General features: G+C 40.6%; 8 protein-coding genes. All 8 read right to left on the bottom strand.

Translation table 11 applies throughout. The features are described 5' to 3' along the window. Position 1: 1 nt before the first annotated feature. The 8 genes from G603_RS0115130 to G603_RS0115165 all read right to left on the bottom strand — a co-directional run bounded on the left by G603_RS0115130 (position 2) and on the right by G603_RS0115165 (position 8602). Complete coding sequence (locus G603_RS0115130) at positions 2–724, bottom strand: GntR family transcriptional regulator (protein WP_035793532.1); 723 nt, start codon at positions 722–724, stop codon at positions 2–4. 16 nt (positions 725–740) lie between these two features. Beyond that, on the bottom strand, positions 741–1628 hold the full coding sequence (locus tag G603_RS0115135; protein ID WP_026670751.1) for an ROK family protein: 888 nt from the start codon (positions 1626–1628) through the stop codon (positions 741–743). Continuing rightward, entirely contained in the window at positions 1618–4080 is a 2463-nt protein-coding gene (locus G603_RS0115140) for a hypothetical protein (RefSeq protein WP_026670752.1), read from the bottom strand. Before G603_RS0115140 ends, G603_RS0115135 begins: the two co-directional genes overlap by 11 nt. 21 nt (positions 4081–4101) lie before the next feature. Further along, positions 4102–4917 carry a carbohydrate ABC transporter permease gene (locus G603_RS0115145; protein WP_026670753.1) on the bottom strand — a complete coding sequence of 272 codons (816 nt, stop codon included), beginning with the start codon at positions 4915–4917 and terminating at the stop codon, positions 4102–4104. A gap of 12 nt (positions 4918–4929) precedes the next feature. Further along, the gene (locus G603_RS0115150) at positions 4930–5808 is read right to left on the bottom strand and encodes a carbohydrate ABC transporter permease (protein WP_026670754.1); all 879 of its coding nucleotides are present in this window, start codon (positions 5806–5808) and stop codon (positions 4930–4932) included. Between the two features lie 81 nt (positions 5809–5889). Beyond that, complete coding sequence (locus tag G603_RS20655; RefSeq protein ID WP_051207961.1) at positions 5890–7179, bottom strand: ABC transporter substrate-binding protein; 1290 nt, start codon at positions 7177–7179, stop codon at positions 5890–5892. Positions 7180–7475: 296 nt separating this feature from the next. Next, positions 7476–7646, bottom strand: a complete 171-nt coding sequence (locus G603_RS22485; protein WP_155832694.1) for a hypothetical protein — start codon at positions 7644–7646, stop codon at positions 7476–7478. After that, entirely contained in the window at positions 7643–8602 is a 960-nt protein-coding gene (locus G603_RS0115165; protein WP_026670755.1) for a hypothetical protein, read from the bottom strand. The genes G603_RS22485 and G603_RS0115165 overlap by 4 nt, the downstream gene beginning before the upstream one ends. Between the last annotated feature and the right edge of the window lie 302 nt (positions 8603–8904).

Genomic DNA, 8904 nt, shown 5'->3' on the forward strand with positions numbered 1-8904 from the left:
TCTATAAATCTACCGAGTATTTATACCTGTTGCCCGGATAGTAACAGACGGAATATTCAAATAGTTCGTCATTTGGCAGAAAAGTTTTGCGGGTTCTGATAAAAATAGGCATATCAGCACTAATCTGAAGCATTTTTCTGACATCATCATTTGGAAGAGCCGCTTCAAGAGTATCGTTTCCCCTGACTATGTTAATGTTATATTTATCATGCAGGAACTGATACAGGGACTCCTTGTAATACCCCGGGTCAAGCGGAAGCTCCATGAGATTTTTCAGATATGTAACCGTATACACCAAGGGTTTGCCATCTACATCTCTGACCCTGCTTAGTTTATAGCAGGTATCACTTTTAAGAATCCCCAGAGAAAGTGCCGTCTTGGTATCGGGAGATATAAGTTCCATCTTGCAATATGAGGTCTTCATAGTAATATTGTGTTTTTTCATCTCTTCGGTAAAGCTGATCACGTTGCTGATTGCTTCACTGATTTTTTCATAAGACACAACGGTTCCTATACCTCTTGCTCTTTTTATATATCCCTCCTGAACCAGTGCAGCCAGGGCCTGTCTCGTCGTCACTCTGGAAATATCGTATTTATCCATGTATTCCTTTTCTGATGGAAGGATATCTCCTTTGACGTATTTGCCGCTCTCTATCTCCATACGTATCAGATCCTCCAATTGAAGGTATAGCGGTGTTGCCCCTTTTTCTCTGTTTAGTTCCATAAAAATAACCCCTTTTCTACAGTGTCTTCATTTCTGCAAGCAGCCCCTGCATAGCGCGTTTCGAAGTATTTCCCTCCAAAATGATTCTGATATTTCTTCTGTTAAGAAGCTTTCTTAGTGGGCCACCAAAAAAAGCAAAGCTTTTAGATATCTGTCCGCCAAGTATAAATGCCTCAGGTTTAAACTCCTCAATAAATGGCGCAATTGCCTGGACAACAATTTCTCCAAATGCTTCAAAAACTCTCAGTGCTTCCGGGTCCATTGAAAGGCATCTCAGGTAAAGCTCATATCCGTCAATATCTTCACCAATAGATCTTTGTGTCAGGTGGCTTAACCCTCTGACTGACACATAATCATCTATAATACCTTCACGAAACGGCGTATTATATATCCATCCGTTATCCGGAACACCTTTTTCAGAATATTTGATAACCTGCCCATTTTTTATAAAACAAGAGCCTGCGCCCGTTCCTATGCAAAGGCACATAATACTGTCATAATCAGCGGCTTCTCCGCAGCTATAGCACCCACGTGCGAAGGCTTCTATATCATGCAAAAAAAGCATTTGTGTCTCTGCAAAGCTATTATCACGCTTTAAAAGCTCGTCTCTTATAGAAATCCCATAGATAGCATCGTATTTATTTATCCCCTTCATCAGGCTTATTCCATTAGCAAAATCAAAAGGACCGGGAAACGCAAAGCCAATCTTAGTGAGCTTTTTATCGCCTTTAAGCTCTAGGATTATTTTATAAAAGTTATCAAAGATTTCTTCTTTTGTTTTTTCCGCCTTCGAGGGGTATTCCTGCAGCTCATCAGACAGCTCTCCAAAAGTATCGTAAACACCTACTTTTATGCCTGTTCCACCAACGTCAAACAACAGGCAGCACTCGTTATTATTCTGCATATCCGGTTAGTATTCCTTCATTTTCAGATTCACATTTCTCAAAAACATCTGCGACAGCACATTTTTCTTCTACCATTAACGTGTAGCGAAATTCATAGAAGCCGCCCAAACTAACCTTAAAGTTTGTTTCCCAGAAATTATTCATAGGCCAGGAAAAAACCTGGTCTCTGTTGCGTTTTTCATCAGCCTGATTGCAAAGCACAATCCTTCTTGGTTGTAAATCCCCAAGTGCGATAAGCGGCGCATCTTTCGTAACTAGCGCAATTGTTTTATCACCACTGTTCCAAGCCATGGTGTTCTGAATCAGATAAAAGTCCTGGCAGGTTCCCGGCAGCTGATCTATTCCCGGTCTGATTATGCAGCCGGTTTTGTTTACATAAAAGCTGTTGTCATTTCCTGCAGTAAAAGGAAGTGCTATATAGAGATTTTCAGGCTCCCACCTGCTGGATTTATGGATTCGAACATTAAACTCAAGTTTGGGTAATTCGGCATAAGCTTTAAGAAAAATTGTGTAAATCCCTGTTCCCATAAGCTCGTAATCCAATTCTATAGCACTGTAAACAGGACCATCCTCAACTATTCTTCTGTTTCTTAGTTTGCTTAAATATCTGTGTGTCGCACAAGATTTACGATTTCTTCCCATACGACGTCTCACGTCACAGGGGGTCGTATCGATATCCGTTATTTCGTACACTCCGGAAAAAGGAGCAAGCTCACTGTCAGACCTAATGAGCTCTGTCTGATCCTTATTCCATACAATGCTTTCGATTCCTTTATTTTCATTTAATCTGATGGTGAAGTATTCTGTATCAATCTGATATTCATCTATTCGTACATCCTGAAGTATATCTTCTATACCATCTGCACCTATATGAGCGTGATTTTTTACAGTGTTTTCCTTAAGCTCTTCATCATTTGCCAGATGAAGCTCTGCGAGGATCATCTCGCCTGCTTCCAAATCCACTTCAACCTCTACCTGCGTGGCTCTGGCAATTCCTTTCACCTGACTTTTCAGCACTTCACCGGTTTTGCTGTTTGTAACAACTATTGGCATTGATGCATCATAGCACACCCCGTCTATATATTCCCAAAACTCGATATACAGATAGCAGCTCGTTCTAAGTCTGTGATTATGTGGATTCTTAATAATATAACGCTGTGGCTTATCCTGACGAATCGACACCTCTCCCATATCCGCCATGATATCATCAAGCCCCTTTGATATTGCTGTGTTAGCATTGGTTGCATAGGCAGTCTTTTTGTATTCCAAAGACTCTACCATACTATCCCAAGGTTCTGATACGCTGCTGGAATACCCCCAGGTATGCTCTGCGTAAAGCATCAGGTTTTCCGCAGCACTTAGCATGTCTTCATTTGAAACGACCATGTTATCTGGATCAAGTTTTTTGCACAGATCATATTTTCTTGCAGCATCAAGATATATTTTTGTAGCAGCAGGCGTAGAACCAACACCGTCAGCCCACCAGTCTGTGAAGTCTCCTCTATAGGTGGGAATATTGGTGCATCGCTTTTCAACCTGCTCGAAGAACTGCTCCAGGGTAACCATTTTAAAGCGAATGCGACTCTCGAAAAGTTCTGTTAATTTGTGGGCCCTTCTTGCTATTTCAATATTTGGCGGAGCATTGTCTGTAATAGCACCTGATACCATGAATGGAACAAGATCATAGGGATACCCCTCCTGTTCCAGATTATCAAGGTATCGCCCAATGCGTTTTGTACAGATCTCCAATTCCTTTTGCTCAAGTGAATCTGAATCTTTATTTAAAACAGAATTATTTCTGAGGCCATCCGTATATTCATCATGAAATGTGTAATCGGAACCTGCATGCGGTACTAAGAACATCTCATTACCAAGATGATAATGATCACCATTCCACATCAGTATCCTGTTTCCGGATTCAGTCTCCCAGTAATAGGGGCATGTTTTCTTATAAAGCGGAAACATTCCGTGATGAGGATGTAATGCTGTATAAAAATACCTAATACCGTATCTGTGCAGAATCTCCGGATATCCCCAGGCCAGACCATTGATGTCTGCACTCATACCTGCCATAATGGTATGACCTATTCTTTTTCCATAATCCTCCACCTGCTTCATAACATCGCAAAAAGCAGCTTCCAGAGTCAGATCAGTCATATTTAGATAATTTCCGGAAAGACCGATCTCTCCACTTTTTACATAGGCCTCAAATTTATTTTTTAATTCATCATCCGCAAATTTGTAAAACTGTTTTACCTGCCAAAAATTCTCACACTGCCATACAAATCCCTGATATTCAGGCTTTTGCTGCTGGTGCATGAGGTCCAAAAGCTCGATTGCCTGCCTGATAAAATCATAATGATATCTTGTGATTTTATCCTGTCTTTCTGTATATCCGATATCAGTGTGTGAGTGGTGTATCAGATATACATCCCAAATTTTTTCTGACATTTTTTCTATACTCCTCTTTAACTATTTACTCATATAAGCAAATCCGGTCTGAAATTTTCCATTTAAAATGAAAAAGAGTATCAGAGTCGGAAGTGATGTGGCAATACAGGCTACAAACAGTGCAGGAGGATTACCTCCGCCTATCATAGACAGGCTTGCCATGATTGGACGCGTTTCCTCAGATTTTGTAAATGTCAGTCCAAACATCAGATCATTCCAACACCAGGTGAACTGTGATAAAAATACAATCGCCACCGGCGCCGTTGACATCGGGAGAAAAATTCTTGTTAAAATCTTGAACTCCGAAGCCCCTTCGATTCTTGCAGATTCGCACAACTCCCTGTCTATTCCCAGGAAGAAATTCCTGAAAACAAACATACTGTAAGGAATGCAGATGGCACAATAAAAAATGATCATTCCTATACGAGTATTATACAATCCAATCTTCTGATATGCTTTGAAAATCGGAATCAAATATACCTGAAACGGAAAAATTGTTCCGCAATATATCATTATGAACCAGAAAAACTTTTGCTTTATCCTAAGATGTGTAAGTGCATAGGCTGAAAACATAGCAATGATAACCGCCAAAATCGCACCGCTAAGGGCATATATCAATGTAACCATAAGTGATTGCAACACACGGTTACTCACCAGTGTTTTTATGTTTTCCAAAAGATAATTTCCCTGCGGCATAGCCCATAAGGATCCAAGATTGTACTCCTGCTTCGTCTTAAAAACATTCAGAAAAACGAAGAATATGGGAGACATCCATATAATCGATATTATCGATAAAATAACATTAAATATAATCTTAGTTCTTTTTGTTGTTTTCATCCGGCAGTACCTCTATTCTTCTCTAAATGTATTTTTCAGGTTAAAGTATGAAACGATAAGAATGACTACCGTTAAGACTATAGCTACTGCAGCGCCTCTTCCGTATCTGTTATAGATAAAACTCTCCTCATACATTGTAAGTGCCAATGTTTCTGATGAGCGATATGGGCCTCCCTTTGTCATAACCCAGATGCCATCAAATACTTTGAAGCTGTTTACAAGTGACATTAGAAGTACCACAATGATTGTCGGTCTTATCAACGGAAGTATCACTTTTGTGTACATTTTTACTGCGCCTACTCCATCTATCATGGCGGCTTCAACAGGCGAAAGATCCACATTTCTGAAAGCAGCCACATATAAAACCAGGTTAAGTCCAATGCCCTGCCAGATCCCCGTCAGTATCATTACAAAAGTATTTACATAGGGAACGGCAAGCCAGTCCTTTACCATTTCAGGATGCCCCATCAGTCCAAAAAGGTAAGGAATTCCATAGGTAGACAAAAGTGTGGCCATGATTACTCCGCTTACTGTGGCAGAAATGGCAGTAGGAAAATAAAAGACATTGGTAAAAAGCTTCGAAAAGGAGCTTTTAGTTATCATAATTGCCAGTAACAGCGGTAGTAAAACCGATATCACAAGCGAAGACACTACCCAAATAAGTGTATTTCCAACGGATATCAGAAAATTACTGTCCGAAAAAAGTGATCTGTAATTATCTATTCCGCAGAACATCATCTGATTAACGCCATCCCAGTCATGGAAACTAAGAAAAAATGTATACAGAATTGAAGATATAAAATATATTGCTACCAGTAAAACAGCCGGTGCGATATATAAATAATCCCTTATAACTGACTTTTCTTTATTTTGGCCAGCTTTAAAAGCCATATAATTCTCATCTCCTCCGTGATCATACAAACGGATGGGGGACCTTATGTCCCCCGCCTAAAGTCCGTTTTGTGATCTAGTTTATTGTCCGAATACTTCATCAGCCTTCTTCTGAATTACTGGTAAAATATCATCTGCGGTAGCTGCCTTTGTTTCGAATTTCATAAGCTCATCCAGTGCAACATCCCTTATTGCATCATTTGTGTTTTCGTAGTAGCGAAGCATCATTTCATATTTGCTGTCGTCCTGAGTAAGTGAAACCATCTGATTAGAAGTCGCATTTTCACTTACAACCTGGCTGGTGCACAAAAATCCTGTTACGTTAGTGAATACTGTCTGATTCTCTTTTGTGTACCAGCTCTTAAGAACTTCCTTGGCAGAGTCCTTATCATCACTGTTTTCAGCTACGCAAAGAGGTGCGATCTCATAAAAGATAATGCTCTTTTCCCCATTCATGGAAGGCACAACAAATACGCTCATATCTTCTTCGGGCTCCATGCCATAATCATTGGTCAGATTTTTGCATTCATAATTAGGTTCCAGCATCATGGCAACCGTTCCGTTTGCAAGGGATTTATCCATGTCTGTTATCTGCATGGGCTCTGAAAAATATCCCTTATCAATCATGTCCTGCCAGATGTGCATTACTTCAACAACCTTATCATCCGTATAGGCTATGGATCCGTCGCAAACGCCCTGATAGAGATCCGGATCATAAGCAGCCAGCATCGCCTGGAACCAGATAAATCCTGCCCAGCTGTCATTCTTAAGTGCGATTGGTGTGATGCCTTTTGACTTAAGAGTCTCACATACAGATAAAAGCTCATCAAAGGTGGTAGGTACTTCAATGTTGTTTTCAGCAAATACATTTTTGTTATAGATGATCATGTTGTAGATTATGCTGTAGGGTACTGCATAGATTTTGCCATCGTATGTAAGTGAGTCTTTAACACTGTCTGCAACACCGTTAGGAACAACATATTCATTCCATATATCAGTCAGATCTGCCAGATTTCCGCTCTCAGCAAGTGTCATCAGCTGCGGGCCGCTCCACCAGGTGAAAAGCCCCGGTGCGTCAGCCGTTGTGATTGACTGTTGAAGTGCTGTCTGGTAAGAAGCTGTGTCAGGATAAGCCACGCAGGATACGTTAACTCCGCTTAGAGAGGATGCGCTTTCCGTGAGCTCATCTATCGCTGACTGATCTGTATTATTTAATTTGTCATTCCATAATTCTACTGTTCCGGTTTTTGCTCCTAAAACGGCTGCTCCATCATTTGCACCTGTACTACCTGCATTAGATGATCCGCAGCCTGTCAGAGCACCCGCCAAAATAGCTGTACCAAGAGCATAAGCTATTAGTTCCCTTTTCATTTCAATCCTCCTATTGTGTGTGTATTTCAATTTATTTAAGATGGTATACCGCTCTTTCAAATGTTATAACATTATAATATTACGATAATTAAACCAGTCAATTCATTTTCCGCATTTAGATTATTTTCATGGTTTTACTTAAAACATTTTGTCTAAAATGCACAGATTGGGTGCTTTTGGCCATTAAAAAAGCTATCCATACAGCAATATTATTGCTAAATGGATAGCCCCGGTGCATATACTCTTAAGAGAGGGTTATTCTCTAAGTAATGCCTGTTTATGTTCGCTTTTTATAATTATTCACCAATGGGTGTGAATTCAATAATGGGCTTATGTTCTCTCTCAGCCATGAGCTTGTCGAACTCCTCCTGGCCACCGGTATATTCTAAAGTATCCTCATAAGAATTGTTTTCTCTTGTGAATCCGCTGAATTCATTGGCTCCGCTATCAATACCATCTGAGATCATATCCTTCTGCCATCCTCAATTCTGAGCGGACAAGCTGAACCATTGCCGGTAACCTGACCAAAATATACTACCTCACCATCAAGCTTGCCATAGATAGAAGCCTGATATGCAGAGTGATCATACTCAAAAACAAGATCAGTTACTGCAAGCAGCTCATCCTCGTAACCGGTAAGCTTAATGTAAGCATATCCCTGTCCCTCAGTCAGCTCAGAAATAACTTCATCATAGGATTCAAAAGAAGTTTTTCCTGACTGCTCCTCAAGGAAATCGTTTGGCATATTCGTAAAGGGTTCATTGTCCTCTGAATACATCTGCTCAGCTATAGCCTGAATATCAAATCCATCAAGGTCTGCTGCAGCAACTGAAAGGGAATATGCTATTCCTATCTCCATATCATACCAGGTGATCATGTCAACATAACCAGTATCGTTTACGCTGCGATAGGTTTTGCCGATCATGTTTCCTCCACCCCAGTTAGCCATTGTCACTTCGTCGGGGCCTACTGTCCACTCTACGTAGTTACCTGCGATATCTGCATCCTCTGCCGCACCCTGCTGAGCTCTTGCTGTAAAATTCATGTCATCCAGAGAAAAACTAAGCTGAATCAAAGGCCCGATACCCTTATCAGGATCACCAAGTTCTTCGCACTTCATCCAAACCTGATCCTGCGCACCATCGGGAGCTTTGAACAATCTGTCGCAACATCCCTGAGCCTCACCCTCTGTGATCTCTACCCATGGATTTGCCATTCCAACTGTGTTTTCCTCCTCTGATGTAGAAGTAGCTTCAACAGCATCTGCCTGAGCCACGTCCTCATCAGAAATCTCTGCAGCAGCCGCTTCTGAAGTTTCCTGGGCTTCAGGCTCAACCGGTGCACCTGCTGTGCTGCCGCATCCCATAACGCCGGCAGCGGATACTGTCAATACAGTGATTAACATTACCATCTTATTTTTCATAATATCTCTCCCTCATAATTAAATCGAAATTATTAGCCCGGAAATAATCAGATTTCCAACATATATCGCTGACTTATCTCCACACAAGCACCTTAACACTGTAAGTCCAACAAAAGTCCAACAAAACAAATAATTAAATCCCATTTTACATTTGTGTTGTTGTAAAAACGAATACTTGGAGACAGGTATATAAGATAGAAATATACATAGAAATTATATATCTTTTTGTAAGCGACTGAGCGAGGCAGGTATATAAGGATAGAAATATGATGCACTTTTATATACTTTTTTCTGTGCTTTAT

Origin of the sequence: Butyrivibrio sp. AE3006, from assembly GCF_000424165.1 — a bacterium.
In the GTDB taxonomy this organism is placed as follows: Bacteria; Bacillota; Clostridia; order Lachnospirales; family Lachnospiraceae; genus Butyrivibrio.